The following is a 24458-nucleotide window of genomic DNA, read 5'->3' on the forward strand; positions in this document are numbered from 1 at the left end:
GCATCCACGCACCCGCATCAGGAAAGGGACCGACGCGCCGCGTCCGGCCCCGGGAGCCCCCATGAGCAAACTCAGACCGGCCCAGCTCGGGCCCATCGTCGGCCACACCACCGCCAGCAGCGCGCGCATCTGGATACGCGGCTCCGCTGGCGACGAGGGCGCCGACATCGACGGCGAATGCCGCACCATAGGCGTGATCGCCATCGCTTGGGAAAATGGCCGCCGCCCGCGCCGGCGCCGCGTCCATTATTTCCGGCTGCGGCGGGAATACGACCGCACCGGCACCTTCACCCTGGGCGAGGAACTGGGCCTGAAACCGGTGGACAGCGCGCCCGCCCCGCTGCTCCCGGACACCGATTACATCGTCCGCGTCGGCACCCTGCTGCTGGACGATCCCGCGCCGGAAGACGACAGCCTGTCCCACGGCGAGCTGGCCAAGCGCCTGCCCGCCGCCGAAGTCTGGTTCGACGATCTGGAAGCGCTGCCGGCGGAAGAGTCTGAAGCCCGCTTCCGCACGTTCCCGGCGACGGACGCGCCCGCTGGCCGGCTGAGCTTCATCGTCGGCTCCTGCCGCTATCCCGGCCTGCTGTGGAAGACCAAGCAATCCGACGCCATCTTCGAGCCGCTGCTGCGGGAGACCAAGGGGCAGGATGGGCGCGACGCCGCCCGGCTGCTGTTGATGGTGGGCGACCAGATCTACGCCGACATGCTCAACCGCCACGTGCCGCTGGGGCTGGCCGATACCTTCGAGGAGTTCCAGCAGCGCTACCACAGCGCCTTCGGCTCCCGCCACATGCGCCGGCTGCTGCGCCAGTTGCCGGCCTATATGATCCTGGACGACCACGAAATAGAGGACAACTGGAGCCAGGACCGCGTCCGCCGCGCCGAGAGCCGGCGCGTGTTCAATCTGGCCATCGCCGCCTACCGCAGCTACCAGTGGGTGCACGGCCCCAGCTGCTACGGCCAGCGGCTGTTCTACCAGTTCCAGTGCGGCCGCTACCCGTTTTTCGCGATGGATTCGCGCACCCAGCGCTATATGGACGACGTGCCGGACAATCTGGACGACAACCACCTGCTGGGCCGCCCCAGCCTGGCCGACGAGGAACCCAGCCAGCTTGACCTGCTGCTGGCCTGGCTGGCCGATTGCCAGGACAAGCTGGGCGACGCGCCCAAGTTCATCATCAGCCCCAGCGTGTTCGCGCCCAATCCAATGAACGCCCGCAGCGGACGCGCCGGCTGCGCCGCGGACCAAGCCCGCTGGTGCGAGGCCACCGACTCCTGGCCCGCCTTTCCCGCCACCCGCGCCGCGCTGCTGCGGCTCATCGTGGAGAAGCGGGTGCAGAACGTGGTCTTCCTGTCAGGCGACATCCACTGCAGCAATATCGCCGAACTGAGCCTGAGCGGCTCCGCCGAAGCCGAGCGGCTGCGCGTGTTGTCGATCACCTCCTCGGCCTTCTACTGGCCCTTCCCCTTCGCCGACGGCGACCCGTCCGGCTTCGTCCACGACTCGCGCGCGCAGGGACAGGAAGACAGCTTCGACTTCACCGCCGGCGGCAAGCCGCACCGGATGGACTACCGCGCCTGGAACTTCACCCAGGAAGACAATTTCTGCCGCGTGGACGTCGATCCCGCGACGGCGAAACTGACCGTGACGGCTTTCGGCAACCAGGGACAGGTGCTGGAGAGCGGCGGCTGGTTCGGCCAAAGCGGCAAGCCGCTGCGCGCGGAATTGGCGCTGGCGCCGTGGACTGAGACTTGAGTCGAGCGCATCCAGGCAAACAAAAAGCCCACCGCGAACGGTGGGCTTTTCTCTGGCTGAAACCTGGGATCGGCTTACAGGCCGAACGGGTGGCGCAGCACGATGGTTTCTTCGCGGTCCGGACCGGTAGACACGATGTCGACCGGAGCGCCGCACACCTCTTCGATGCGCTTCAGGTAAGCCTGGGCGTTGGCCGGCAGGTCTTCCCAGCGCTTGACGCCGACGGTGGTGCCGGTCCAGCCCGGCAGGGTTTCGTACACCGGCACGCACTTGGTGACGGCGTCGGAGCCGAACGGCAGGATGTCGACCTTCTGGCCATCCAGCATGTAGCCGGTGCACAGCTTGATCTCTTTCAGACCGTCCATCACGTCCAGCTTCATCACGCACAGGCCGGACACGCCGTTGATCTGGATCGAGCGCTTCAGCGCGGCGGCATCGAACCAGCCGCAGCGGCGCGGACGGCCGGTAACGGAACCGAACTCGTTGCCGCGCTCGGCCAGGAAGGCGCCGATTTCGTTTTCCTGCTCGGTCGGGAACGGGCCGGAGCCCACGCGGGTGGCGTAACCCTTCACGATGCCCAGCACGTAGTTCAGCATCTGCGGCGGCACGCCCGCGCCCGGCGCGGCGGCGCCGGCCACGCAGTTGGACGAGGTCACGTACGGGTAGGTGCCGTGGTCGATGTCCAGCAGGGTGCCTTGAGCGCCTTCGAACAGGATAGGCGTGCCGGCCTGGTCCAGGTCGTACAGGGTGCGGGACACGTCGGCCACCATCGGCTTGATGCGCTCGGCCATCCTCATGGTGTCGGCCAGGATCGCTTCGTAGCTTACCGGCTCGGCCTTGAACAGATTGGTCAGCAGGAAGTTGTAGTAGTCTACGTTTTCCTTCAGCTTGGACTCGAAGCGGGCCGGATCGAACAGGTCGATCACCTTCAGCGCGCGGCGGGCGACCTTGTCTTCGTAGCAGGGGCCGATGCCGCGGCCGGTGGTGCCGATCTTGGCGTCGCCCTTGGCGGCTTCGCGAGCCTGGTCCAGCGCGATGTGGTACGGCAGGATCAGCGGGCAGCCTTCGGCGATCTTCAGGCGGGCCGAAGCGTTGACGCCGGCGGCCTCCAGCTCGTCGATCTCCTTCAGCAGCGCTTCCGGCGACAGCACCACGCCGTTGCCGATGAAGCACTCGACATCCGGACGCAGAATGCCGGACGGCACCAGGCGCACGACGGTTTTCTTGCCATTCACCCACAGGGTGTGGCCGGCGTTGTGGCCGCCTTGGAAGCGCACAACGGCACGCGCGTGGTCGGTCAGCCAGTCAACGATCTTGCCCTTGCCTTCGTCACCCCACTGGGTGCCAATCACGACAACGTTCTTGGACATTGGAAAAAACCTCTTCGTCAGTCAGATTCAAACAAAAATTCAATGAAACGGCGCCAGCTGCCAGCCATCGGCAGCGGGAACCAACTCTCGGTCGCAATTCAATGCGGCCGCGGATTCTCCCAGGTAATCCACCACCACCATCTCGCCGCCGGCGCGCAAGCGCGCCACCTCGGCCGCGGCCGCCGGCAGGTTGCGGGCGGACACGCGGATGCCGCGGCTGGGGTCGCGCTCCGGCAGGATGCGCAGCAGATCGCGCAGATCCAGGCTGAAGCCGGTGGCCGGACGGGCGCGGCCGAAACGGCGGCCGACATTGTCGTAGCGGCCGCCGCGGGCGATCGCGTCGGACCAGCCCGGCGCGTAGGCCGCGAACATCAGGCCGGTGTGGTAGAAGTCGCCGCGCAGCTCAGCCAGGTCGAAGCTCAGCTCCACCCTGCCCTCCATCGCGCGGGCGATGGCGGATAGCTGCATCAGACCCAGCTCCACCTCCGGCAGCGACGGCAGCCGGGTGCGCGCCTTCTCCAGCACCGCCGCCGGGCCGTACAGCTCCGGCAGCGCCAGGAAGGCGCTCTTGTAAGGCTCGGCCACGCCGGCCACCAACGCGGCGATGCCGGCGGCGTCCTTATTCTGCAGCAGGCCGAACAGCTCGCGGCTGACCTCGGGCGACAGGCCGGCCGCAGCCGCCAGGCCGCGGTAAATGGCGATGTGGCCGACGTCCAGCCGCAGCTTCTTCACGCCAGCTTTTTCCAGCGTGGACAGCATCAGCTCGATGATTTCCAGATCGGCCTCGATGCCGGCGTAGCCGTACAACTCGGCGCCCACCTGCAGCGGCTCGCGCGAGCTGGTCAGGCCGGACGGGCGGCTGTGCACCACGCTGCCGGCGTAGCACAGGCGCGTCACGCCGGTGCGCTCGCCCAGCAGGTGGGCGTCGATGCGCGCCACCTGCGGCGTGATGTCGGCGCGCAGGCCGAGCTGGCGTCCGGACAGCTGGTCGTCCAGCTTGAAGGTTTTCAGATCCAGCGTGTCGTCGCCTTCGCTCACCAAGGAGTCGATGTATTCGATCAACGGCGGCAGCACCAGCTCGTAGCCGGCCACGCGAAAGCCTTCCAGCATCGCGGCCTTGGCCGACTCCACCTGGCGCGCGGTGGCCGGGAGGATGTCAGCGATGTATTCGGGTAACAGCCAATTACGCATTTCGTTTCAACAGAATAAAAGGCGGGAGGGGACCCGCCTTGTCATCAGCAAACTGGCCAGGTCGCCCCGGCCAGTCTTCTCAAAAATCAATTGTCGCCTACTTGCTCTTGCCTTGCCCCGCCTGCGGATTCTTCAAATATTTGAAGAAGTCGCTGCTCGGATCGAGCACCATCACGTCGCTCTTGTTCTTGAACGACTCCTTGTACGCATCCATGCTGCGCCAAAAAGCGTAGAACTCCGGATTCTTGCCGTAGGCTTCGGCATAGATCGCCGCCGCCTTGGCGTCGCCCGCGCCCTTCAGCTCCTGCGCCTTGCGGTAGGCTTCGGCCAGGATCACGTCGCGCTGCTTGTCGGCCTCGGCCCGAACGCGCTCGGCGTCGGCGGAGCCTTCGCTGCGCAGCTGGCTGGCCACGGTGCGGCGTTCGGACTGCATCCGGTCGTAGACGGAACTGCTTATTTTATCCGGAAAATCGACTCGTTTTAAGCGCACGTCGAGAATTTCCACACCTATTTTACGCGCATCCGCGTCCGCGCGCTTGCGAACCGTCTCCATCACCTGGTCGCGCTGGCCGGAAATGACGTCAGAGACGGTCTTCTGGCCGAACTCGGCGCGCAGGCCGTCGTTGATGGTCTGCTTCAGCCGAGCCACCGCGCCAGCCTCGGAGCCGACGCTCTTGTAGAACTGCGACACATCCACAACCCGCCATTTGACGAAGCTGTCGACCAGCACGTTTTTCTTCTCGCGGGTGTTGAACAGCTCCGGCGCCTCGGCGTCTATGGTCTGCACGCGGCGGTCGAAATAGCGGACGTTCTGCAGCAGCGGGATCTTGAACTGGATGCCCGGCTCGGAGATCACCTTCACGACTTCGCCGAACTGGAAAACCAGCGCGTACTGGCGCTGATCGACGGTAAACAGCGACAGGCTGGCGACGAACAGCACGCCGACCACCGCCGCCAGGGTGGGAATCAGTCTTTCAGTCATCGCTCCGCTCCAAAGAAATCACGACCGCGCGACGCGTCGCGCCCGTTCTTCGCCGCGGGCGGCGAAGCCGGCTGGGCCGGGGCCTCGGGGGCCGGGGTTGCGGAGGGCTGCGCCGGAGCGGCGGTGCCCGGAGACGCCATCTGAGTGAGCTTGTCCAGCGGCAGGTAGAGCAGGCTGTTGCCGCCCTTCTGATCCACCAGCACCTTGCTGCTGTTGGTCATGATCTGCTGCATCATGTCCAGGTACAGCCGGTCGCGCATGACCTTGGGCGCCTTGTTGTATTCAGGCAACACTTGTTTGAAACGCTCGGCATCGCCCTGGGCGCGCTCCACCACCTGTTGCTGGTAGCCTTCGGCCTCCTGCACCAGGCGCGAGGCCATGCCCTTGGCCTTGGGCACCACTTCGTTGGCGTAGGCCATGCCCTCGTTGCGCAGCTTGTCCTTGTCCTGGCCGGCCTTCACGGCGTCGTCGAACGCCGCCAGCACGGCCTGCGGCGGCTGCACGTCGTTGATGTTGACCTTGGCGACGCGGATGCCGGCGCGGTAGCGGTCCAGCACGTCCTGGATCAGCTTGCGGGCGTCTGCGGCGATCTGGGCGCGGCCTTCGTTCAGCACGAAGTCCACCTTGTTGCGGCCCACCACCTCGCGGATCGCGGTTTCGGCGGCCTGTTTGACCAGATCCTTGCCGTCGCGCTCGCGCGCGGCGTTGTTGAACAGGAAGGCGCGCGCGTCCTTGATGTCGTACTGCACCGACAGCTGCACATCGATGATGTTCTGGTCCGAAGTCAGCATCAGCGACTCTTCCGGCACGCGGTTCTGCGCGCTGCCGCGGTAGCCCACTTCGATGCTGCGCAGCTCGGTCAGGTTGACGATCTCGGCCTTCTCGAACGGATACGGCGCATGCCATTGCAGGCCGGGCTCGGTCAGGCGGTTGTAGCTGCCGAGGCGCAATACCACGCCCTCTTCGCGGGCGTCGACGATGTAGAAGCCGCTGGCCAGCCACAAGGCGGCCAGCACGCCGACCACGACGGCGGCGCCGCCCTTGTACGACGGCGGCGTGAACGATGCGCCGGGGCGGCCGCCCTGATTGCCGCCCTGGCCGCCCTTATCGGGCTTGCCGCCCAAGAGGCGGGACAGTTTTCGGTTCAGATCACGGAACACTTCATCGAGGTCCGGTGGCCCATTCTGGCCGTTGCGGCCACGGTTCGGGTCATTCTGCGACATGCTCGTATGGTTCTTTATGGTTGTTTGCGAAAGGTTGCACCCGTTCGGCAATCGCCTCGCGCAAGAGTTCCAGGCCTTCGCCCTTCAACGCCGACACGCGCACCGAGACGATCACGCCCTCCTCGTCCCGCTCGATCTCCGGCGGCAGCTCGCGCAGATCGCTCTTGTTCCACACGATCAGCTGCGGGATGCCATCGGCCTCGATTTCGGCCAGCACCTTATTCACTTCGTCTATCTGCGCGTCACGCGTATCGTTGGCGCAGTCCACCACGTGCAGCAGCAGATTGGCCTGCACCGTTTCCTCCAGCGTCGCGCGGAACGCCGCCACCAGCGTATGCGGCAAATCGCGGATGAAACCGACGGTGTCCGATACTACGACAGAAGCCTGGTGATGGAGGAACAGCTTGCGGCTGGTGGTGTCCAGCGTGGCGAACAATTGATCGGCGGCGTAGATGTTGGCCTTGGTCAGCGCGTTGAACAGCGTGGACTTGCCTGCGTTGGTGTAGCCGACGATGGACACCGAGGCGACGCCGGCGCGGTTGCGGCTCTTGCGCTGGGTGTTGCGCTGCTTTTGCACCTGCGCCAGCCTGTCCTTCAGCGCCTTGACCCGGATGCCCAGCAGCCGGCGGTCGGTTTCCAGCTGCGTTTCGCCCGGGCCGCGCAGGCCGACGCCGCCCTTCTGCCGTTCCAAGTGGGTCCAGCCGCGCACCAGGCGGGTGGACAGATGCGACAGCTGGGCCAGTTCCACCTGCAGCTTGCCTTCGTGGCTGCGCGCGCGCTGGGCGAAGATGTCCAGGATCAGGCTGTTGCGATCAATCACGCGGCACTGCAGCGCGCGCTCCAGGTTGCGCTCCTGGCCCGGCGACAGCGCGTGGTTGAAGATCACCACGTTGGCGCCGGAGGCCCTCACCATGGAGGCGATCTCCTCCACCTTGCCCTTGCCGGCGAACAGCGCCGCGTCGGGACGCTGCCGCTTGCCCTGCACCATGCCCAGGATTTCCACCTTGCTGCCGCGCACCAGCTCGGCGCACTCCGCGACGCTTTCCTGGTAGTCGGCATCACCAAAATCCAGGCTGACCAGGATGGCCTGGTCGCCTAAGTCGGGACGATCAAACACTGTTTGCTAACCATATTGAGTACGGCGATAAATGACAAAGGCCGAATGGCCGCATCCAGGGATGCGGCCAATCGGCCCGATCGGCGAAGCGAAGACGGCTTAAGCGTCCTGCGCCTGTTCCTGCTTTTGCGCCGGGTGCTCGTGCGGGATGTTGACCGGGCGGGCCGGAACCACGGTGGAGATGGCGTGCTTGTAAACCATCTGCGTCACCGTGTTCTTCAACAGAACGACGTATTGGTCGAAAGATTCAACCTGACCTTGCAGCTTGATGCCGTTAACCAGATAAATGGAAACCGGCACGTGTTCCTTGCGCAGGATATTCAGGAAGGGGTCTTGTAACATTTGCCCTTTAGAGCTCATTCGTTTTTCTCCGAATCGTTGATTGTTGTATTAACTGTCCAGCGAACAGCGCGGCGGCCTGCTTATTTTTAGCAGAAAACATTCCGCCGTACTATTTCTTGCTGTTTTTGCCGTAGCGAACTTCCTTTTCCCTGCCCCGCATCTTGGACATTGGCTTGGCCTTGGCCCGCGGCTTGTCCTTTTCATCGTTGTCGAACGGATTATCCGACGACTTGTACTGCACTCTCAGCGGCGTGCCCTGCAGCTTGAACACTTTACGGAAAGTGTGTTCCAGATAGCGGGTATAACTGGCCGGAATGCTGTCCAACGCGTTGCCGTGCACCACGATTATCGGCGGGTTCTGGCCGCCCTGGTGCGCATAGCGCATCTTGGGGCGGATCAGGCCGGAACGCGGCGGCTGCTGACGCTCCAGCGCCACCTGCAGCACGCGGGTGAGCTTGGGCGTCGCCAGCTTGGCCATGGCCGCGCGGTAGGCTTCGTCGATGGACTTGAACAAGTCTGCCACACCGCGGCCTTCGATGGCCGAGATGTAATGAAACTTTGCGAAATCCAGGAAATTCAGCTTGCGGGCGATCTCGCGGCGCACGTTTTCCTTCTGCTCGCCGTCCAGATTGTCCCACTTGTTCACCGCCACGACCAAGGCGCGGCCCGCTTCCAGCGCGAAGCCGGCGATGGTGGCGTCCTGCTCGGAGATGTCCAGCTGCGCGTCCAGCACCAGCACCGCGACGTTGGCGTCTTCGATCGCCTTCATGGTCTTGATGACGGAAAACTTCTCCAGCATCTCGTTGACCTTGGCTCGGCGGCGCACGCCCGCGGTGTCGATAATGGTGTAGGTATGGCCTTCGCGCTCAAAATCAATATAGATGCTGTCGCGCGTGGTCCCGGCCTGGTCGAAGGCGATCACCCGCTCTTCGCCGAGGATGGCGTTCACCAGCGTGGACTTGCCGACGTTGGGGCGGCCGATCACGGCGAACTTCGGATGGCGGGTGTCTTCTTCTTCCACCTCGTCGGGGAAGCCTTCCAGCACCAACTCCATCAGCTCGCGCACGCCGTCGCCGTGGGCGGCGGAGATCACCAGCGGTTCGCCCAGCGCCAGTTCGTGGAACTCGGCGCCGGCGATCGCGTGCTTCATGCCTTCCGCCTTGTTGACGGCCAGGAATACCGGGCGGTCAAGCTGGCGCAGGCGGTTGGCGATGATCTTGTCCTGCGGCGTCAGGCCGGAGCGACCATCCACCAGGAACACCACGGCGTCCGCCTCGTCGACGGCCTGCAGCGTTTGCTTGGCCATCTCGAACAGAATGCCTTCGTCCACCACCGGCTCGAAACCGCCGGTGTCGACCACCAGATACGGCTTCTCGCCGACCCGGCCTTGGCCGTAGTGTCGGTCACGCGTCAGGCCCGGCTGGTCGGCGACCAGCGCGTCGCGGCTGCGAGTCAGCCGGTTGAAAAGGGTCGACTTGCCCACATTGGGGCGGCCGACCAGCGCTACGGTAGGTTTCATCTAAAACTGCTTATCCCAGATTCAGCATCGCCAAGCGGCCGTCCTGTCCCTGAATCAGGGCGGAGGAGCCTAGCGACACCGGTTGATTGACCGGCCCGGTGGTACCGATCTTGTTGCGTCCGACGATGCCTCCGCTCTCGTTGGACAGCAGATGGGCATAGCCCTCGCCGTCCACCACCAGCACGAAACGTCCGATCATCGCGGGACCGGAGACGCCACGGTATTTGAGGTCGTCGTTTTTCCATACATTGCGGCCGCTCTGGCGATCATACGCCCAGATCGAGCCATCTTCCGCCGTCACGTAGACATTGCGGGCATCCACAGCCACGCCGCGGCTGGACGACACCTCGCGCGCCCACTGCAGGCTGCCCGAACGGGCGTCGAAGCATGCCACGCGGCCCTGGTAGGCCACGGCGCACACCTGGCCGCCGTCGAAGACCGGGCGGCTGGTGACGTCGGTGACGCGCTCCAGCTCGGTGGCGCCGCGCGGCGTCGCCACCGCGCCCTGCCAGATTGTGTTGCCGGTGAGCGGACTGACGATGTCGACGCGACCGCCGGCCTGCCCCACCATCACCGCTTCCTTGCCCACCGACTGCATCGAGCCGTTGTTGCGCACAGTCAGTTGCGGCAGCACGTTCACCACCGACCATTGCTGCTTGCCGTCGGCCAGGCTGAAGCCGGTCAGGCGGGCGTCGTTGGTGCGGACCACGGCGATGTCGCCGGCGATCTGCGGCGCCTCCAGCATCAAGCTGGTCAGCGGCTGTTCCCACAGGATCTTGCCGCTGGTGCGGTTGACGGCCAGCAGCTTGGCGTCCTGCGTGCCGACCAGCACGGTGTCGCCGGCGACGGCAACGCCGCTGGCCAACGCGCGCTTCAGCGACACGTCGGACTGCGCGCGGCCGGACAGGGCGTCCACGCTGCGGATGCGGCCTTCCACGTCGGCGGTCACCACATTGCCGTTGGCATACACCGGCAGGAAGCTGGCAGCCGGCGCGGCCTGCTGCAGCGTCCATTTTACGTCCAGCGTCTGCAGCGGCTTGATCGCCGCCAGCGGCGTCGGCTGGAACTGGGTGGAGCCCTCGAACCAGCTGGCGCAACCGGCCAGCAGCAGCGAAGAGGTCAGAGCGGTAAGCAACAGTTGGCGGCGCATGCGGTCAGCCCCCCAACGCGTCGAGCTTGGTTTGCGCCAGCTGGCGGCTCGGGCTGTCGCCCAGCATCTTGGCCAGCGCGGCCTTGTAGGCGTCGCGCGCGCCGCTGTTGTCGCCCTTGGCGACGAACACGTCGCCCTTCAGCTCCAGGAACTCGGCGTCGAAAGCGGCCGGATGGGCCTGGTTCAGCTCGCCGATCGCGCCGTCGAACTTTTTCTGGTCCAGCAGCAGCGAAGCCAGACGCAGGCGGGCGATCGCCTGCAGCTCCTCGTCCTTGCCGTTCTTCAATACCCACTCCAGCTGGCTGGCGGCCAGCGCCGAATCGTTCTTGTCGAACGCGGCCTTGGCCAGCACCAGCGCGGCGCGGCTGGCGTAGAGGGTGCCGGCGTATTCGCCCTGCAGTTGCTGCGCGGCCGATTTCAGCTTGGCGATGTCCTTGGCGGCCACCGCGTTGTCGACGGCCTCGTAGGCGGTGGCGGCCTTCTCGGACTGGCCGCGTTCGTACATGCCGAAAGCCTTGTAGCCCAGGTAGCCCAGGCTAGCCGCCAGCACTACGCCGCCGATCAGCTTGCCCCACTGTTGCCAGAATGCCTTCAGAGAATCGATCTGTTCCTGTTCCTGCAAGTCGAACGCCATCGCGTTCCCCCTTCCTATCAAGCTTTCAGAGTGGCGAGGGTGGCCAGAACCGCATCGGCCGCCACGGTCTGCTGGGCGGCTTCGGCGCGCAGCGCCTTCACCACCACCTGACCGGCCTGGATTTCGTTTTCACCGACGATCAGCGCGAACTGCGCGCCGCTGGCGTCGGCCTTTTTCATTTGCGACTTGAAGCTGGCGTCGCCCAGATGCTGCACCACCGAATAACCGGCGGCGCGCAGGCTCTGCGCGAGTTTCATCGAATACAGGCCCGCGCCCTCGCCCTGGTTGACCAGGAAGACGTCGACGCTGCGCTGCGCCGGCAACAGGCCCTTGTCCTGCAGCAGCAGCAACACGCGCTCCATGCCCATGCCGAAGCCGATGCCGGAGGCGGCCTTGCCGCCCAGCTGCTCGATCAGGCCGTCGTAGCGGCCACCGGCGCAAATGGTGCCCTGGGCGCCCAGCTCGGAGGTCACCCACTCGAACACCGAGCGGTTGTAGTAGTCGAGGCCGCGCACCAAACGCGGATTCTCGATGTACTCGATGCCCAGCGCGGCGATCATCGCCTTCCAGCCCTCGTAATGGGCGCGCGATTCCTCGCCCAGGTAGTCGGACAGCTTGGGCGCGGCGTTGGCCATTTCCTGCAGCGCCGGGTTCTTGGTGTCCAGCACGCGCAGCGGGTTGGTGTGCATCCGGCGCTTGCCGTCCTCGTCCAGGATGTCGACGTGGCGCTCCAGATAAGCGATCAGCGCCTCGCGGTGGGCGGCGCGCTCTTCGGCGTTGCCCAGCGAGTTGATCTCCAGACGCACGTACTGGCTGATGCCCAGGCGGCGCCACAGATCGGCGGTCATCGCGATGATTTCGGCGTCGATGTCCGGACCGGCCAGGCCCAGCGCCTCCACGCCCACCTGATGGAACTGGCGGTAGCGGCCCTTCTGCGGGCGCTCGTGGCGATACATCGGGCCCATGTACCACAGCTTGGGCGTGGCGTTGTACAGCAAGTTGTGCTCGACCACCGCGCGCAGCGTGCCGGCGGTGCCTTCCGGGCGCAGCGTCAGGCTGTCGCCGTTGAGGCTGTCGACGAAGGTGTACATTTCCTTCTCGACGATGTCGGTCACCTCGCCGATGGAGCGCACGAACAGCGGCGTGCCTTCGACGATGGGGGTGCGGATGTTCTGGTAGCCGTAGTCGGCCAGCAGCTTGCGCAGCGCCTCTTCAAAGTATTCCCACTGGTAGGATTCGGCCGGCAGCACATCGTTCATGCCCTTGACCGCTTGGTATTTCTGAGCCATTGCTATCTTCTTGTATCAGCTGGATTCTGGTTTCGTCAGACGCTCACCGAACGGATCGGAATGATGCGATTGCCATCCTCGCGGCGCTTGGCGCCGCCCTCCCCGTAACGGGTCTTCACGTATTCGTCGACGATGGCGGTGAACTCCGCGGGAATGTTGTCGCCTTTCAGCGTCACATCCTTCTGGCCGTCAACGTAAACCGGCGCCACCGGCACTTCGCCGGTGCCGGGCAGCGAGATGCCGATGTCGGCCAGCTTGGATTCGCCCGGCCCGTTGACCACGCAGCCCATCACCGCCACCTTCATGTCCTCGACGCCCGGATACTGCAGCCGCCAGATCGGCATCTGCTCGCGCAGATAGTTCTGGATGTGGTCGGCCAGTTCCTGGAAGAAGGTGCTGGTGGTGCGGCCGCAGCCCGGACAGGCGGTGACCAGCGGCGTGAAGCTGCGCAGGCCCATGGTCTGCAGCAGTTCCTGCGCGACCATCACCTCCTTGGTGCGCGCCTCGCCCGGTTGCGGGGTCAGCGAGATGCGGATGGTGTCGCCTATGCCTTCCTGCAGCAAGACCGCCAGCGCGGCGCTAGAGGCGACGATGCCCTTGCTGCCCATTCCGGCCTCGGTCAGGCCCAGGTGCAACGGGTAGTCGCAGCGGCCGCCCAATTCGCGGTAAACGCTGATCAGGTCCTGCACATTGCTGACCTTGCACGACAGGATGATGTTGTCCGGCGACAGGCCGATCTCCACCGCCTTGTCGGCCGACTCCAGCGCCGACACGATCAGCGCCTCCTGCATCAGCTTGGGCAGCGGCAAGGGATTCGCGACGCGGTTGTTGGCGTCCATCATCCGCGCCAGCAGCGCCTGGTCCAGGCTGCCCCAGTTGACGCCGATGCGGACGGCCTTGTCATGCTCCATCGCGGTGCGGATCATGAAGGCGAACTTGTCATCGCCCTTGGCGCCCTTGCCGACATTGCCCGGATTGATCCGGTACTTGGCCAGCGCCTTCGCGCAATCGGGAAACTCCTTCAGCAAGCGGTCGCCGTTGAAGTGGAAATCGCCGACCAGCGGCACGTCGCAACCCAGGTCGTCAAGCCGCTGGCGGATTTCCGCCACGCGGGCCGCCGCTTCCGGCGAGTTGACGGTGATGCGCACCACTTCGGAGCCGGCCTGCGCCAGCTGGTATACCTGCTCGGCCGTGCCCGCCGCGTCGGCGGTGTCGGTGTTGGTCATCGACTGCACCATCACCGGCGCGCCCGAACCCACCAAAACATGTCCCACCCGCACCAGGCGGGTGGGACGGCGCGCGATGTTCACGCTATCCATTCGCTACCCTGCATCACTTGAGTTGAATCTTGGCGGTGGTGCCTTTGATCTTGTCGGCCAGGTCCACCGGTTTGCCGTTGTAGCTCAGCTCCACCTGGCTGGCGTTGCCTATCACCACCTTGAACGGCGCAGTGCCGACCACCTCGGCCGGATCGCCCGGCTGCATCACCTTGTAAATCAGCCTGCGGCCGTCGGCGTCCTGCACCGACACCCAGGCGGCGTCCTTGACGTTGACGCTGACCTTGTCGGTGCCTTGGGACTGCGGCGCGCTGGCCGCCTGCGTCTTGGCCACCTTGGCCGGCGCGCTCGCCGCCGGTTTCGCGGCGGCCTGGGCAGCGGACGCCACGGGCTTCGCCGCCACGGCTGCCGGCGCCGAGGCCGGCTTCGCGGCCTGAACGGCGGCTTTCGCCGATTCGGAAGCCGCTGTCTTGGCGGCCGGGGCCGACGACTGCTCGGTCAGCATCGGCGCCAGCTCGTTGGCGGCGCGCTCCGCCGGTTTCTCAGGCGAGCCATCGCGATTGGCGTACCAGTAAGCGCCGCCCGCCACGGCCACGCCCAGCAACAGCAGCACCACCCACTTGCCGACGCCGGCTTCCGTGGTTTCCTCCACCGCTTCCACCGGATCGGGCGCCTGTTCGCGCGCGGTGGTGCCCTTGACCAGATTGGCCACGTCGTTCACCGCCGACGGGAAATGCTGCTCCAGCGCCTTCATCAACGGTTCGGAATCCACTTCCAGGAAGCGGGCGTAATTACGGACGAAGCCGCGGACGAAGGTGGCGCCGGGCAGCGAGCCGAAATCGTCGCGCTCTATCGCTTCCAGCTGCCTGAGCGACAGTTTCAGCCTGTCCGCCACTTCCCCCAGGCCAAGGCCGGCCGCTTCCCGGGCGGCCTTCAAGGTTGCGCCGATGCCGCTGGGCCTCGGCGTGTCATGATGTTCGATTTTTTCTTCCATCCTCAGCTTCCACTCAACAACAGTTGTGTTTCCCTAGAGTCCGGAAACCGGTTCTTTAGTTCATTCTCGCATGCGCGTTCCTGCGCCGCGTTACCGGTTTTGCGGGCGATCCTGGCGCCCAGCCACAGCTCGGCGGCGCCCAGGCCGTCCATCCCGCCGCCGCCGCGCAGACGCTCGAAATAGAACGCCGCCAGCTTGGCGTTGCCCAGGCCCAGATGCATTTCGGCCAGTTCGCTCAACGCCGGCCCGTAGTTGGGCGCGACGCGCAAGGCGCTCAGCAAATAATCGTTGGCCTGATCCGTCCGCCCCAGCTTGGCGCTGCAGCGGCCCAGATTCAAATAAGCCGATTGTGGCGAATCATACAACGGATTGGCCAGCGCCTTCTGGAACAGGGCCAGCGAATCCTGCTCCCTCCCGTGCTCGCACAGGAACAAGCCATAATTATTGTTGGCCTGCGGATTGCCGGGCTCCAGCCGCAGCGCCTGCTGGTAGTCCTGCTCCGCCCTGCCGTCCATCTGCAGCAGGCCCAGCACGTAAGCCCGGCTCAGATAGCCGGTCACATAGGCCGCATCCGCCGCCACCGCCTGGTTGGCGTTGTCCAGCGCGGACTTGAGATTGCCTATCCTGGCGTACTCCACCGCCAGCTGGCTGCGGATCTTCGCCACTTCCGGCGGATTGCCATCCGCCGCGGCGGGAGCGACTACGCCAAATGCCAACAGCCATCCAGCCCATCTCCCCCGCCATGACGTCATGATTTCCTGTCCTCGATGATCTGCGTCCACTTGGCCTGGCGCCGCGTCTTGTCCTGCACCTGGCCGGCCAGCTGGCCGCAGGCCGCGTCGATATCGTCGCCGCGGGTCTTGCGCACGGTCACCACGTATCCTTGTTCTTGCAGAATTTCACGGAAAATGCGAATCGCGTTGTTGCTGGAACGATCATAACCCGAGTTCGGGAACGGGTTGAACGGGATCAGATTGAACTTGCAAGGCACGTCCCGCACCAGCTCCAGCAGCTGGCGAGCATGTTCCGGCCTATCGTTGACCCCGTCAAGCATCACATATTCAAAGGTGATGAAATCGCGCGGCGCCTTTTCCAGATAGCGGCTACAGGCGGCCATCAGTTCGGAAAGCGGGTATTTCTTGTTGATCGGCACGATCACGTCGCGGATCGCGTCGTTGGGCGCGTGCAGCGACACCGCCAACGCCACCGGGCACTCTTCGCGCAGCCGGTCCATCTGCGGCACCAGGCCGGATGTGGACAGCGTCACGCGGCGGCGGGACAGGCCGTAGCCGTGATCGTCCAGCATGATCTGCATCGCGCTGACCACGTTGTCGAAGTTGGCCAGCGGCTCGCCCATGCCCATCATCACCACGTTGGACACCACGCGCTCGTTCTTGGGCGTCACGCCCATCGCCTTGTTCGCCCACCACAGTTGGCCGATGATCTCGGCGGTGGACAGGTTGCGGTTGAATCCCTGGCGGCCGGTGGAGCAGAACGTGCACTCCAGCGCGCAACCCACCTGGGATGACACGCACAAGGTGCCGCGGTCGTCTTCCGGAATGAACACGGTTTCCACACCGTTGCCGGTGCCGACGTCGAGCAGCCACTTGCGGGTGCCATCACTGGACTCCTGCCCGGTCATCAGCGACGGCACGCCCACCTCGGCGCGCTCGTGCAGCTTGGCGCGCAGGCTCTTGGCGAGGTCGGTCATCGCGTCGAAATCGTCTTCGGCCATCTGGTGCATCCAGCGCATCACTTGCTTGGCGCGGAACGGCTTCTCGCCCATCTCGGCGAAATGCCGGGTGAGCTGGTCCAGATTGAAGTCGAGCAGGTTGGTTTTCATGCAATCCTCAGCAGGCAAAAGAGGCCGCCGGCAGCGGCGACCTCCGGTCATTCAACTACTTTTGAATCAGCGGGAGCTGATTTCGGAAGCGGCGAAGAAGTAAGCCACTTCGATGGCAGCGTTTTCCACGCTGTCGGAACCGTGAACGGCGTTGGCGTCGATCGATTCGGCGAAGTCGGCGCGGATGGTGCCGGCTTCAGCTTTCTTCGGATCGGTGGCGCCCATCAGTTCGCGGTTCTTCAGCACGGCGTTCTCGCCTTCCAGCGCCTGGATCATCACCGGGCCGGAAACCATGAAGTCAACCAGGTCCTTGAAGAAAGGACGCTCTTTGTGCACGGCGTAGAAGCCTTCGGCTTCGGCGCGGGACAGTTGCTTCATCTTGGCGGCGACGATCTTCAGGCCCGCGGACTCGAAGCGGTCGTAGATTTTGCCGATAACGTTTTTGGCTACTGCGTCCGGCTTAACGATGGACAAGGTGCGTTCGATTGCCATATAAATTCTCCCTAACGACAAGACAAGTGGCTAAACTTGAGTATTATTACGCCACTCGGGTTACCCAATTCTGACGAACCCGCTATTTTAGCAGCGTTTTCAATCACGTGCTGCATATTCCGATCAGGCACCATGCGCGAACAAAACCAACAGCAGCAGCCGTACGACGGCGAAGACGAATCCAATCTCAGCGGCAAGCTGAAAAAACGGCTCTGGATCGCCGGCGGCCTGGTCGCCGTCGCGCTGGCGGCCATCCCGCTGATGGACGCGCTGACCAAGCCCAAGGTGGAAATGAGCAGCGACGCGCAAAGCCCCAGCTCCGGCAAGATCATCAAACCGGCCTCATCCGCCGACGCCGGCGCCATCAGCGTCCAGATCAAACCCGCCAGCGCGCCTGCCGCGCAAAGCAGCGCCCCGGCAGCCGAAACCGCCAACCGCGCGCCCGCTTCGCCGGCCGAGACCATTCCGGCGACGCCGGACCTGAGCAAGACGCCGGCCGTCGCCAATCAACAGCCCCCGCATCGCGCCGCGCCGCCGACCGCCCACGCCCAGCAACAGGCCGCGCCCCAAACCCCGGCGGCGAAACCCGCCACGCCCCCGTTCCGGGAAGCGCAGGCCAAGCCGCCAGCGCAGCGCGCCGCCGCGCCGCGCGCCGAAACCGCGGCCGCCGCGCCACAAAGCGCCGCCGCAACCCCGCAAAGCGCCGCGCCGGCGCCGACAGAGACCAGCCCCGCCCCGACAGCGGCCACCCCCAGTCCGGCCAAGGCAGAGCCGGCGGGCAGCTCGGTCGGCTATCAAGTCCAGCTGGGCCTGTTCTCCAGCATGGGAAACGCGCAAAAACTGGTCAGAGACCTGCAAAAACACGGCATCGCCGCCCATACCGTCACCCGCGTGCAGCTGGGACCGTTCAAAAACCGCGCCGAGGCGGACGAAGCGATGAAGAAGCTGCGCGAGCTCGGCTATTCGCCGCTGCTCGCCGCCGGAGGACAGTAAGGCGCCCGAAGACAAAGCCCGCGACTCGGCGGGCTTTCCCCTCGCAGACAGCGGAAATGCAAAAAGCCCCAGGCTTCCGCCTGGGGCTTTTCACGTATTCTGGCAGGCAGTACAGGGCTCGAACCTGTGACCCTCGGAATCAAAATCCGATGCTCTACCAACTGAGCTAACTGCCAACACTTCTCAAATCGCGCTGCGTTTCGAGAGAGGAGAAATATACCTTGCCCCATTAAGCCTGGCAAGCCTTTTTAGAAAAAATTTTCATGTCATCCGCTTGGCCGCCAGCTCGTCCGCCGCATCCGTTTTCACTGCGACCTCTCCATAGCGGAATATTCCTTCGCCGAAACAGAATGATGGCACAGTCAGCATGATCTTTGTCATAATATACGAGCAAAATAATATGCATTTATCATGCAAATTCTTTGCTCGCTCAGCTTTGCAGCCACCCACGCACCGACGCCGCAGCCAGCCGCAACCACACGGCCAGCTCCGCTTAGAAAAACAAATGATTCCCGTTAGCGAACCCGCCTACGGAATCCATCCGGGATCAACAAGCCATGCTGCTCAACAACCGAGTCCGCAAGCTCGACTTTCAGGATCTGGTCATTTTCCAGCTGATCCACAAGCACAGAAGCGTCACAGAAGTGGCGGAACAGCTCAGCGTCAGCCAATCCACCATCAGCTACTGCCTGAAACGGCTGCGCGACTGCTTCGACGACGAACTATTCATCAACTCCCGGCTCGGCATGAGCCCGACCCAACGGGCCGAAGCGCTGTCGCCCCGCATCCAGAACATCCTGAACCAGATGGCGGAATGCGTGCAGGAGGACACCGCCTTCAATCCCAATGCGGACACATCCTCCTTCACCATCTACGCGCCGGAATACTTCGAGATACTGGTGATGCCGGAGCTGATGAAAAACATCCTGGAGGCCGGCTACCGGGTCTCGATCAATATCAAAAAACCGGAAAAAGACCTGCCCTACGCCGACATCGTCGGCGGCCAGATCGATCTGGCCATCTTCTTCGGCCCCGGCTTCTATCGCACCTACCCCGGCCTGGCCACCCAAACGCTGTTCCGCGACCATCTGCTGGCCGTGCAAGATGGGGAGGACAACCCGCAGCCCTTGCCGCTGGACGACATGCTGGAGAGGCGGCACGTGTTTCCAACCCCCTGGATCTCCGACAGCAATATGGTGGATGGCTGGCTGCGCTCCCAAGGCCGCAACCGCACCATCGCGGCGCGGGCCAACAGCTATTATTCGGCCATCGAGCTGCTGCCCGGCACCGATCTGCTGCTGATGCTGCCGCGGCGGATACACGAGCGGGTGAAACGCCAGCAACCCAATATCGGCGCGCGCCCGGTGCCCGACGGCATGCCGGACTTCACGCTGGACATGGTGTGGAGCGCGGCGCTGGCCAGCAGCCAGGCCAACATCTGGCTGCGCCAGCAACTGATCCGCGCCTGCTCCAACATCTAGCCCGGACTCAGCGCCGCCCCGCCTGAACCGCGAAGTGCCGCGGATATTCGGCCGGGCGGAACCGCGCCACCATCGCAACCATGCCTGCCGACACCAGCGCCAGCAGCAGCCAGGCCTGAGTGAAGCTGGAGGACACGTCCTTGATGTAGCCGGCGATCAGCGGCGACAGCGCGGCGATCAGATAGCCCACCCCTTGCACGAAAGCCGTCAGTTGGCCGGCGCGGCGCGGTGCGTCCATGTGGTCCATCGCCACGATCAGGCTCATCGGGAACAGGCCGCCGATGCCAAAGCCCAGCAGGCCGGCCCAGACGATAGGATAGGCGGTCGGCGCCAGGATCAGGCCGGAGAAGCCGGCGATCACAGAAGCCAGCACCAGCAGCAGCACCGGGCGGCGGTCCAGGCTGCGGCTGGCCAGCGCCGGCGTCACCAGGCCGGACACCACCTCCATGCTGGTCAGATAGGCCAGCAGCAAGCCGGCGTGCGTGTCCTGCCAGCCCTGCTCCACGTAGAACGGCGGCAGCCAGGCCAACACGCAGGTATAAGACGCGGTGCCCAGGCCGAAGAAGATGCCCAGCAGCCAGGCCCTCGGACGGCCGGAGAACGATTCCGCCGGCGCAGCCGCGCCCTGCTCGGCCGCGGAGAACGACACGATCTCGCCCCGGATCGCGTACCACGCGGCCAGCGCCACCGCTGCCAGCGCCGACCAGGCGGCCAGCGCGTGCTGCCAGTCGCCCAGCCAGCCACCGATGAAAGGCGACGCCGAGGCGGACAGCGCGGCGCCGCCCATGATGGCGGTGACATACACCCCCATCAGCAGCGCCACCGCGTCCGGAAAGCGGCTCTTGATGATGCCCGGCATCACCGATTGGATCACGGCGATGCCCGCCCCGGCCACCACCGCGCTCAGGATCAGGTCGAGCGCCGTCGACGCATACAGCCTGGCCAGGCTGGCCAAGCCGATCACCAGCAAGGAAACCGCGATGGCGCGGTGTTCGCCCCAGCGCGCCGCCAGCCGCGCGCCGCGGAACATCGCGAAACCCATCGCCAGCACCGGCAGCATGGTCAGCAGCGAAATCAATGTGTAGCTCAAGGGAATACTGTTGCGGATCGAGGTCAGCAACGGCCCGATGGCGGCCATCGACGGCCTGAGATTCAGGCCGACCAGCACCAGCGCCAGGATCAGCGGCGCGCGGGAAGGTTGGTTCATGTTCTAACTCCATGCATTTCGAGATGACTTAAGCATTGAATAGCTGCAGGCAATTAAATGCAATTCAAAGTTTCGAATCGACTATCGGTTTTTTCGCAAACTCCCCGCCAAGCTGCTGAATACACTGCCGTCATTTCCGCCGCGCAGCCCGCAGCCATGACTGCCATCCATCCGCGCGCCGCCCGCCAGCACCGAATCGCCCTGATACAGAAGCGCGCCCGGCAGCCATTGCCATTCTCGCCTAGGCAAGGCTTGTCCGAACGACGAAACGCGGCGAGCTTTCACTCACGCCGGCAGTCCGCCAATCAAGTTTGCAATGAAATATGAAAAACTAGAAATATCCACGCATGATCCAATACCGGCCCAGCCGGTATTTTTACAAGAAACTTACATTATGGAATATTGCATGCATTACCTAACTATTTAAAAGATTCGAGAATTTAAATGTGCGAATCGAATTAATACAGCATGACAATGTCACAAGCCATCCATCATAGCCCTGTCGATTTTCGGCAAACCTACGGGAGATGTGATGAAGATCCGAGTTGCGAAGCACGGAACTGCTTTATGGAATCTTGCCGCAAGCGCCGTGCAGAAGAAGTATCACAGCGCCTATGAAGCGCAAGTTGAACCGAACCCTGAAAATTTCGTTGTCGCAATAGACAATGACCAGAATATCCTGGCTTGCGCGGGAATTACATTCGCCGAACGCGCACCATTATTTTCAGAACAATATCTGGAAAAACCAATTGAATTGCTGACCCGTGAAATATGGCAGCGCGAATATTATCGTAGCGACATTGCTGAAATAGGCAATCTGATTTCCAACGATAAAAACGCGTCGGTCAGCATCATCAAACTGGTGCCGCTATTGGCATGGTGCATGGGCGCCAAAGCGCTGCTCTGCACCATCACGCCCAAGGTGGCCGGCCTGCTGAAAGCCTGCGACATCGTGTTCGAACCAGTCTGCGAAGCCGATCCGTCCAAAGTGGCTGGCGGCGCGCGGGCCTGGGGCAGCTACTACGAAAACCGCCCGATCACCGGCCTGATCCACGTCGCCAACCACCGCGCGCTGTTCCACAGCCTGACCACTTCGATGGATTTCATCCGCAGCAACCACACAAGCCAACTGGAGACCGTGTCGTGAGCCTGAGCCGTCAGCTGCACCAACAATTGCTGCGCCAGCCGGAACAGACCGCCTGCGTCGATCACTACGCCGACGGCGGCATCCGCCGCAGCCTCAGCCGCCGCGAGCTGGCTGATGCCGCCCACGCCCTGGCCGCGCGGCTGCAGGCGGAATTGCCGGCCGGCCGCGCGGAATCGCGCCCGGTCGTCGGCATCGTCATCCGCAACAGCATCGACTGGCTGATCGCCGATCTGGCCTGCCTGTTCGCCAATCTCACCAGCCTGCCCCTGCCCCAGGCCTTCACCCGCGCCCAGGCCGAGCACCTGGCCGCCAAGTGCGACTTCTTCCTGGTGGACGAAGCCGGCGAAACCATCCTGGAGCAGCGCTGGGGGCTGCGCCCCACGGCCGGACGCAAGCTGCGCGTGGACCTGTCGGCGCCGACGCCTGGCGCAGCCGCCGAGGCTAGATTGGCCGCGCCGGACGGCGGCTGGATCTGCAAGATCATCCACACCTCCGGCACCACCAGCCGCCCCAAGGGCGTCTGCCTGTCCGAAAACGCCATCGCCGCCACGCTGGCCAGCCTCGGCGAAGCGCTGCCGGCCGAGTGCCATCGCCGCTATCTGTCGCTGGTGCCGCTGAGCCTGTTGCTGGAACAGATCACCGCCGCCTATCTGCCGCTGCTGTCCGGCGGCGCGGTCCACTTCCTGCCGGAGAGCGTGCCATTGCTGGGCGAGCCCGGCGGCAATGCCGACAAGATGATCGACTGGCTGGTCCAGACCCGCCCCAGCGCCTGCACCGTGCCGCCGGTGGTGGTCAACCGCCTGCTGGCGCGGCTGGAGCAGGGAGACGCCGAACTGGCCGGCTACCTGGCCGCCGGCGACGCGCCGCACATTACCTGCGGCGGCGCGGCGGTCAGCGTCGACGTGCTGGCCAAGCTGTCCGCCCTTGGCGTGGAGGTGTTCCAGGGCTACGGCCTCAGCGAGAACGCCTCGGTGGTCAGCGTCAACACCCGCGCGGCCAATCGCGCCGGCAGCGTCGGCCGTCCGCTGCCCCACGTCCAGGCACGCATCGCCGCGGACGGCGGCATCCAGATCCGCAGCGCCTCGCTGTTCAGCCACTACTCCGGCGAAGACCCGAGCGCCTGCGCGCAAACCGCCGACGGCTGGCTGGACACCGGCGATCTGGGCGAGCTGGACGCCGACGGCTACCTGTTCATCAGCGGCCGCAAGAAGAACGTGATCTGCCTGCCCAACGGCCGCAACGTCAGCCCGGAGCAGGTAGAGCTGGAATTGCGGCAGCTGGATGGCATCCACGACGCCGTCGTCTTCCTTGACGAGGAAGACGGGCTGGTCGCCCTGCTGCACACCGCCGAGGCGCGCGAAGCCGCGCCCTGGCTGAGCTGGATGGCGGACAACCTGTCCGACATCGAGCGCCCCGCCCGGCTGTGGCTGCTGCCCCGCGGCAGCGAGCTGCTAAGCCGGCTTTACACCGTCACCGGCCGCCCCCAGCGCGGAGACATCGCCCAGGCTTACGCCGCTCGCCGCGGCGCCCCTTCATCCAACGAGGAAAACCACAATGAACATGGCCGTCTTGTCGCAGTCTGAAACCACCGTCAAACGCCTGGCCGCCGCCGACATGCGCAGCCTGGACACCGAAGAGCTGCTGTCCGAACTGGCCGAAACCGGCGTGCTGCTGTTCCGCCACGGCGCGGAAACCGTCGACGAGTTCTGCGACTTCGTCAAACGCCACAGCTCGCGGTTGAGCCTGGACCCTGCCCGGGCCATGGAGGGCGGCGCCGCCCAGCTGGTGGACGCCGGCACCGACGCGGTCGGCCTGCATTGCGAGAACGGCAACTCGCCGTTCTGGCCGGACCTGACCTGGTTCTACTGCAAGGAAGCGCCGCGCAAAGGCTCGCAGACCACGGTGTGCGACGGCGCGGTGGTGCTGGAACAGCTGTCGTCCCGCACCCGCGACTTCTTCCTGCAGAACGAAATCCGCTACTCGCGCAACGTTCAGGCCGACAAATGGAAGCGGTTGACGATGCACTACACCGCAGGCCTCAACCACCTCGACGAAGTGAGCTTCGAACACCTGCAGCGCATCATCGGCGACGATCCGAACACGCAGATCACCTACAACCCCGCCGACGAATCCATAGGCTACGACTTCACGGTGTCCGCGGTCCTGGTCTCCGCCATCAGCCGCCAGCCGGCCTTCGCCAACAGCATCCTCGGCCCCTCGTACAACTACGAGAAGCCGCGCATCACGGTGGCGGCCAGCGGCCTGCCGATTCCGGCCTCGATGATGGACGAGATCATCCGCGTCAGCGACGCCGCCACCATCCCAGTCAACTGGGACGACAACGACTTCGTGATGATAGACAACCGCCGCGTGATGCACGGCCGGCGCGCCATCATCGACACCCGACGCAAGATCTTCAACGCCCTCAGCTATCTGTAAGGAGAACGC

Annotated in this window: 22 protein-coding genes; 6 read left to right on the plus strand and 16 right to left on the minus strand. The window is 64.6% G+C overall.

From position 1 onward, the window contains the following. The first annotated feature begins 61 nt into the window (after nt 1-61). A complete protein-coding gene (locus ACX17K_RS07670; protein WP_493774355.1) occupies nt 62-1759 on the plus strand; it encodes an alkaline phosphatase D family protein in 1698 nt (565 codons plus the stop codon). A gap of 74 nt (nt 1760-1833) precedes the next feature. Here the strand turns inward: ACX17K_RS07670 and ACX17K_RS07675 are convergent, their stop codons facing one another. The 15 genes from ACX17K_RS07675 to ndk all read right to left on the minus strand — a co-directional run bounded on the left by ACX17K_RS07675 (nt 1834) and on the right by ndk (nt 17182). Then, nucleotides 1834-3129 (minus strand): adenylosuccinate synthase, encoded by a 1296-nt coding sequence (locus ACX17K_RS07675; RefSeq protein ID WP_343479697.1) that lies wholly within the window; start codon nt 3127-3129, stop codon nt 1834-1836. A gap of 39 nt (nt 3130-3168) precedes the next feature. Beyond that, a complete protein-coding gene (locus ACX17K_RS07680; protein WP_493774356.1) occupies nt 3169-4320 on the minus strand; it encodes an ATP phosphoribosyltransferase regulatory subunit in 1152 nt (383 codons plus the stop codon). 97 nt (nt 4321-4417) lie between these two features. Continuing rightward, on the minus strand, nt 4418-5302 hold the full coding sequence (hflC, locus tag ACX17K_RS07685; RefSeq protein WP_493774357.1) for a protease modulator HflC: 885 nt from the start codon (nt 5300-5302) through the stop codon (nt 4418-4420). Further along, entirely contained in the window at nt 5299-6525 is a 1227-nt protein-coding gene (gene hflK / locus ACX17K_RS07690; protein WP_493774358.1) for an FtsH protease activity modulator HflK, read from the minus strand. The genes hflC and hflK overlap by 4 nt, the downstream gene beginning before the upstream one ends. Beyond that, complete coding sequence (gene hflX, locus ACX17K_RS07695; RefSeq protein ID WP_046158347.1) at nt 6512-7642, minus strand: ribosome rescue GTPase HflX; 1131 nt, start codon at nt 7640-7642, stop codon at nt 6512-6514. Before hflX ends, hflK begins: the two co-directional genes overlap by 14 nt. Nucleotides 7643-7741: 99 nt before the next feature. Continuing rightward, nucleotides 7742-8002 carry an RNA chaperone Hfq gene (gene hfq / locus ACX17K_RS07700; RefSeq protein WP_011137080.1) on the minus strand — a complete coding sequence of 87 codons (261 nt, stop codon included), beginning with the start codon at nt 8000-8002 and terminating at the stop codon, nt 7742-7744. Between the two features lie 91 nt (nt 8003-8093). Next, nucleotides 8094-9503, minus strand: a complete 1410-nt coding sequence (der, locus tag ACX17K_RS07705; protein WP_046166829.1) for a ribosome biogenesis GTPase Der — start codon at nt 9501-9503, stop codon at nt 8094-8096. Between the two features lie 10 nt (nt 9504-9513). Then, nucleotides 9514-10653, minus strand: a complete 1140-nt coding sequence (bamB, locus tag ACX17K_RS07710; protein WP_115617886.1) for an outer membrane protein assembly factor BamB — start codon at nt 10651-10653, stop codon at nt 9514-9516. Nucleotides 10654-10657: 4 nt separating this feature from the next. After that, on the minus strand, nt 10658-11287 hold the full coding sequence (locus ACX17K_RS07715; protein ID WP_493774359.1) for a YfgM family protein: 630 nt from the start codon (nt 11285-11287) through the stop codon (nt 10658-10660). Nucleotides 11288-11304: 17 nt separating this feature from the next. Next, on the minus strand, nt 11305-12576 hold the full coding sequence (gene hisS, locus ACX17K_RS07720) for a histidine--tRNA ligase (RefSeq protein ID WP_070979509.1): 1272 nt from the start codon (nt 12574-12576) through the stop codon (nt 11305-11307). Between the two features lie 35 nt (nt 12577-12611). After that, nucleotides 12612-13895, minus strand: a complete 1284-nt coding sequence (ispG, locus tag ACX17K_RS07725) for a flavodoxin-dependent (E)-4-hydroxy-3-methylbut-2-enyl-diphosphate synthase (RefSeq protein ID WP_493774360.1) — start codon at nt 13893-13895, stop codon at nt 12612-12614. Nucleotides 13896-13908: 13 nt separating this feature from the next. Continuing rightward, nucleotides 13909-14847 carry a RodZ domain-containing protein gene (locus ACX17K_RS07730; RefSeq protein ID WP_493774361.1) on the minus strand — a complete coding sequence of 313 codons (939 nt, stop codon included), beginning with the start codon at nt 14845-14847 and terminating at the stop codon, nt 13909-13911. A gap of 2 nt (nt 14848-14849) precedes the next feature. Next, complete coding sequence (pilW, locus tag ACX17K_RS07735; RefSeq protein ID WP_231151302.1) at nt 14850-15563, minus strand: type IV pilus biogenesis/stability protein PilW; 714 nt, start codon at nt 15561-15563, stop codon at nt 14850-14852. A 32-nt stretch (nt 15564-15595) separates the two neighbouring features. Further along, nucleotides 15596-16690: a dual-specificity RNA methyltransferase RlmN gene (gene rlmN / locus ACX17K_RS07740; protein ID WP_114059974.1), complete on the minus strand. Its 1095-nt coding sequence runs from the start codon at nt 16688-16690 to the stop codon at nt 15596-15598. Between the two features lie 66 nt (nt 16691-16756). Beyond that, entirely contained in the window at nt 16757-17182 is a 426-nt protein-coding gene (gene ndk / locus ACX17K_RS07745; protein WP_011137089.1) for a nucleoside-diphosphate kinase, read from the minus strand. 132 nt (nt 17183-17314) lie between these two features. Here ndk and ACX17K_RS07750 point away from each other — a divergent pair, with 132 nt between their 5' ends. Both ACX17K_RS07750 and ACX17K_RS07755 read left to right on the plus strand, forming a co-directional pair. Then, nucleotides 17315-18175 carry an SPOR domain-containing protein gene (locus tag ACX17K_RS07750; RefSeq protein ID WP_493774362.1) on the plus strand — a complete coding sequence of 287 codons (861 nt, stop codon included), beginning with the start codon at nt 17315-17317 and terminating at the stop codon, nt 18173-18175. A 557-nt stretch (nt 18176-18732) separates the two neighbouring features. Beyond that, complete coding sequence (locus ACX17K_RS07755; protein WP_493774363.1) at nt 18733-19656, plus strand: LysR family transcriptional regulator; 924 nt, start codon at nt 18733-18735, stop codon at nt 19654-19656. A gap of 7 nt (nt 19657-19663) precedes the next feature. Here ACX17K_RS07755 and ACX17K_RS07760 read toward each other — a convergent pair whose 3' ends face one another. Then, on the minus strand, nt 19664-20863 hold the full coding sequence (locus ACX17K_RS07760) for a cyanate transporter (protein WP_493774364.1): 1200 nt from the start codon (nt 20861-20863) through the stop codon (nt 19664-19666). Nucleotides 20864-21395: 532 nt separating this feature from the next. On the opposite strand from ACX17K_RS07760, the gene ACX17K_RS07765 reads away from it, so the two are divergent. The 3 genes from ACX17K_RS07765 to ACX17K_RS07775 are packed head-to-tail and all read left to right on the plus strand — an operon-like array spanning nt 21396 to nt 24449. Then, nucleotides 21396-22010, plus strand: a complete 615-nt coding sequence (locus ACX17K_RS07765) for a thermostable hemolysin (protein ID WP_493774365.1) — start codon at nt 21396-21398, stop codon at nt 22008-22010. Next, nucleotides 22007-23593, plus strand: a complete 1587-nt coding sequence (locus ACX17K_RS07770; protein WP_493774366.1) for an AMP-binding protein — start codon at nt 22007-22009, stop codon at nt 23591-23593. The genes ACX17K_RS07765 and ACX17K_RS07770 overlap by 4 nt, the downstream gene beginning before the upstream one ends. Then, complete coding sequence (locus tag ACX17K_RS07775; RefSeq protein ID WP_493774367.1) at nt 23565-24449, plus strand: TauD/TfdA family dioxygenase; 885 nt, start codon at nt 23565-23567, stop codon at nt 24447-24449. The genes ACX17K_RS07770 and ACX17K_RS07775 overlap by 29 nt, the downstream gene beginning before the upstream one ends. The last annotated feature ends 9 nt before the right edge of the window (nt 24450-24458 follow it).

This window comes from Chromobacterium sp. INPA-IVC (assembly GCF_059047085.1).

What these genes read in the sequence shown, in the direction of transcription:
- ACX17K_RS07765 (WP_493774365.1), top strand. Translation starts at nt 21,396, where the DNA reads ATGAAGATCCGAGTTGCGAAGCACGGAACTGCTTTATGGAATCTTGCC.
- ACX17K_RS07715 (WP_493774359.1), bottom strand. Translation starts at nt 11,287, where the DNA reads ATGGCGTTCGACTTGCAGGAACAGGAACAGATCGATTCTCTGAAGGCA.
- ACX17K_RS07750 (WP_493774362.1), top strand. Translation starts at nt 17,315, where the DNA reads ATGCGCGAACAAAACCAACAGCAGCAGCCGTACGACGGCGAAGACGAA.
- ACX17K_RS07760 (WP_493774364.1), bottom strand. Translation starts at nt 20,863, where the DNA reads ATGAACCAACCTTCCCGCGCGCCGCTGATCCTGGCGCTGGTGCTGGTC.
- ACX17K_RS07730 (WP_493774361.1), bottom strand. Translation starts at nt 14,847, where the DNA reads ATGGAAGAAAAAATCGAACATCATGACACGCCGAGGCCCAGCGGCATC.
- ndk (WP_011137089.1), bottom strand. Translation starts at nt 17,182, where the DNA reads ATGGCAATCGAACGCACCTTGTCCATCGTTAAGCCGGACGCAGTAGCC.
- der (WP_046166829.1), bottom strand. Translation starts at nt 9,503, where the DNA reads ATGAAACCTACCGTAGCGCTGGTCGGCCGCCCCAATGTGGGCAAGTCG.
- ACX17K_RS07670 (WP_493774355.1), top strand. Translation starts at nt 62, where the DNA reads ATGAGCAAACTCAGACCGGCCCAGCTCGGGCCCATCGTCGGCCACACC.
- hfq (WP_011137080.1), bottom strand. Translation starts at nt 8,002, where the DNA reads ATGAGCTCTAAAGGGCAAATGTTACAAGACCCCTTCCTGAATATCCTG.
- ACX17K_RS07775 (WP_493774367.1), top strand. Translation starts at nt 23,565, where the DNA reads ATGAACATGGCCGTCTTGTCGCAGTCTGAAACCACCGTCAAACGCCTG.
- hisS (WP_070979509.1), bottom strand. Translation starts at nt 12,576, where the DNA reads ATGGCTCAGAAATACCAAGCGGTCAAGGGCATGAACGATGTGCTGCCG.
- rlmN (WP_114059974.1), bottom strand. Translation starts at nt 16,690, where the DNA reads ATGAAAACCAACCTGCTCGACTTCAATCTGGACCAGCTCACCCGGCAT.
- ACX17K_RS07675 (WP_343479697.1), bottom strand. Translation starts at nt 3,129, where the DNA reads ATGTCCAAGAACGTTGTCGTGATTGGCACCCAGTGGGGTGACGAAGGC.
- ACX17K_RS07680 (WP_493774356.1), bottom strand. Translation starts at nt 4,320, where the DNA reads ATGCGTAATTGGCTGTTACCCGAATACATCGCTGACATCCTCCCGGCC.
- hflC (WP_493774357.1), bottom strand. Translation starts at nt 5,302, where the DNA reads ATGACTGAAAGACTGATTCCCACCCTGGCGGCGGTGGTCGGCGTGCTG.
- ispG (WP_493774360.1), bottom strand. Translation starts at nt 13,895, where the DNA reads ATGGATAGCGTGAACATCGCGCGCCGTCCCACCCGCCTGGTGCGGGTG.
- hflK (WP_493774358.1), bottom strand. Translation starts at nt 6,525, where the DNA reads ATGTCGCAGAATGACCCGAACCGTGGCCGCAACGGCCAGAATGGGCCA.
- ACX17K_RS07755 (WP_493774363.1), top strand. Translation starts at nt 18,733, where the DNA reads ATGCTGCTCAACAACCGAGTCCGCAAGCTCGACTTTCAGGATCTGGTC.
- bamB (WP_115617886.1), bottom strand. Translation starts at nt 10,653, where the DNA reads ATGCGCCGCCAACTGTTGCTTACCGCTCTGACCTCTTCGCTGCTGCTG.